The 2,575-nt window shown below is 69.4% G+C and carries 4 protein-coding genes; 1 reads left to right on the top strand and 3 read right to left on the bottom strand.

Annotated elements, in window-relative coordinates; genetic code table 11:
- The first annotated feature begins 164 nt into the window (after positions 1-164).
- Positions 165-803, top strand: coding sequence for a LysE family translocator (locus tag AC5RUJ_RS14365; RefSeq protein WP_494128788.1), 639 nt, complete (start codon positions 165-167; stop codon positions 801-803).
- Between the two features lie 13 nt (positions 804-816).
- Here the strand turns inward: AC5RUJ_RS14365 and AC5RUJ_RS14360 are convergent, their stop codons facing one another.
- The 3 genes from AC5RUJ_RS14360 to AC5RUJ_RS14350 form a co-directional block, all read right to left on the bottom strand.
- On the bottom strand, positions 817-1,251 hold the full coding sequence (locus AC5RUJ_RS14360) for a hypothetical protein (protein ID WP_494000587.1): 435 nt from the start codon (positions 1,249-1,251) through the stop codon (positions 817-819).
- A gap of 118 nt (positions 1,252-1,369) precedes the next feature.
- Positions 1,370-1,993, bottom strand: coding sequence for a putative glycolipid-binding domain-containing protein (locus AC5RUJ_RS14355; protein ID WP_494128787.1), 624 nt, complete (start codon positions 1,991-1,993; stop codon positions 1,370-1,372).
- 47 nt (positions 1,994-2,040) lie between these two features.
- Positions 2,041-2,575: PucR family transcriptional regulator (locus AC5RUJ_RS14350; protein WP_494156055.1), on the bottom strand; the 535-nt coding region annotated here is incomplete at its 5' end.

The raw sequence follows: 2,575 nt of genomic DNA, 5'->3' as shown, positions 1-2,575 counted from the left end.
GAATGGGCCGACGCCGCCAAGGCCTCCCTTGCCCCGCTGCCCGAGAGCACGGTCAAGGCCGCGCTGACGGCCTTCGCCGAGGCCGTCGTGGACCGCGAGGTCTGACCGACGGGCCCACCGTGACCATGCCAACCCTGCCGGCGCCGTCCTTCGGGGACTAACGGGTGACCGTAGAACAAGCACTGTTGTCCTTCGCCCTGGTGGCCGGCCTGCTGACGCTGGTTCCCGGGATGGATACCGCTTTGGTGCTGCGCTCAGTCGTCAGCCAAGGCCGGGGCAGGGCGTACGCGACGGCGTTGGGCATCAACACCGGAGCCTTGGCCTGGGGCATCGCGGCCGCGGTCGGGGCGTCGGCCCTGTTGGCCGCCTCGGAAACGGCGTTCACGGTGCTGAAGGTGGCCGGCGCCGCTTACATGGCCTGGCTGGGCACCCGGATGCTGTGGAGGTCGTTCCGAAAACCTGCCACGCGCCTCGCAGACCCCGGCGCCCCGGCCGCTCCGGCGTCGTACGTCAGGGCGTGGCTCACCGGCGTCGGGACGAACCTGTTAAACCCGAAGGTCGGCGTCTTCTATGTGGCGATGATCCCGCAGTTCATCCCGCCGGGCGTCTCCCCGGCGCTGATGGGCATTCTGCTGGCCCTGGTGCACAACCTGGAGGGGTTGGTGTTCTTCTCGGCCATCATCTGGGGCACGCATGCGGCCCGGAAGTGGCTGCGCACTCCGGCCGTGACGCGTTCCATCGACCGGATCACGGGCATCGTGCTGGTCGGTTTCGGCGTCGCCCTGGCGGCCGAGAGCCGCTGAACCGGCCGGTGGCTCAGTCTTCCTCTTCGTCGTCGTCGCCGAAGACCCACTCAAACATCTCGAAGACGAACTCGCTGAAGGTCGCCTCCTCGCTCTGCCACTGCGGCTTCGGGCCGTTCGTGCGGATCCAGACGATGGGGTCCGGCACATCCAGGTGTTCGGTCTTGAAACCCCAGTTCGCTTCTTCGTCCATCTCGTCCAGGAACAGCAGGTAGCCGCCTTCGATCTCCAGTTCGTCCGGGTCGAAGAAGAAGTCGTGCGCCTCCATCAGGTCTTCGCAGCCCCCGAGCGCGTGGTAGAACTCCACCAGCGCCTGCGGGACCTGGAACTTGTGGGCGCCCAGCAGCCCTTCGAGTTCGTCGTAGGAGAGGCCGTCGTCCTCGGTCCACTTCCGGTCCAGGTACTTGGGCACGAGGGCACGGAATTTGTCCACGAACATTTCGGGCATGGTTTCTCCCTGGAACGGTTGATTGGAGGGCTTGGTCCCATCCTATGCGGCGGCACCGGCTGCGCTGGACGGCGACGGCGGCACACACGGCCCGCCGGTGCCCTCGGACGGCCCGTCGTCAGTCGCGGCGGCGGGTGGCCAGGCCGGGGTAGTCGATGACGATGCCGTCCGAATCCACCACGATCTCGGCGCTGAAGTCCCCGGAGGTGTAGGTGACCGCGGCGGTGCCCGTGCGGTCGTCGTAGGCGCGGGAGCCGCTGTAGATCTGCTGTTGGCCGAGCACGCGCAGGCTCGGCATCTCCACCCACGCGACCGTCAGTTCCGCGGCGGCCTCGGCGTCGTGCACCAGGCCCAGCCGCAGGATCGGCATCGTGTTGGTGGCCGGGCACAAACCCAGGTCGCAGTCCACCGCCCCGACCAGGGAGTCCGGATCGGCGATCCCCGGTTCCGGCAGGTCGCTGTCCCCGGACACCCTGGTCGCGGCGCCCCACGTGCCGTCGGGCGCGCGGTCCAGCACCAGATGCCGGCTCCAGCCCCGCCCGTGGACGGACACCGTGAGGCTTTCGGTGAACCAGTTGCCGGTGGTCGTGAGGGACCAGCTGGCGGCGTAGGCCGCGGTGCGGGAGGCGCCGTGGGCGCTCAGACGCTCCGGTTCCAGGTTCAGGGTCGCCGTGTCGGCGCGCTGCGGATCGTCGCTTCCCAGCCAGGTAACCGTCCGGCTTTCGTGCGTCTCGTGTCCCATGCCCCCAGCCTTGTGTCTGCACCGGGTATTGGCAAGGGACCGGCCGGCTAGCCCTTCGTCCGGGACACCGAACCCAGCCGCCGCACCGTCAGGGCAAGCCACAGGTGCACCCGGTCCGCGGTGAGGGCGGGATCGTAACCGGTCAGCTCCACGATCTGGGACAGCCGGTAGCGCACGGAGTTCCGGTGCAGGCCCAGCTCCTCGGCCACGGCCGCCACCGAGCCGTTGAGCTCCAGATAGGCCTGCAGCGTGGGCAGCAGCGCCGCGTCGTGGGCCGCATCGAACTCGGCCAGCGGGTCGAGTGCCTCGGCCGCAAGATCGGCCAGCGGCACGTCTTCCGACGCCAGCAGCAGGGAGGTCAGGGACAGCCGCTGCGGCACGTTCAGCCGCTCGCCCCGGCCCACCGCTTCCTTGGCCTCGAAGTAGCTCCAGCGCAGCCCGTTCGCCTGCGCATAGCTGCCGCCCACCCCGACCGTGGCGGCGAAGCCCGCGTTCTGCAGGTACGCACTGAGCTCCCGGCCCAGCGCCTCGCCCGATTCGGCGCCCTGCACCACCAGCACCAGCCGCTCGTCGACCAGGCCG

This window comes from Arthrobacter sp. Y3223164, from assembly GCF_059091005.1.
The sequence above is the reverse complement of the archived record's forward strand: the minus strand, read 5'-3'. Positions and strand labels throughout refer to the sequence as shown.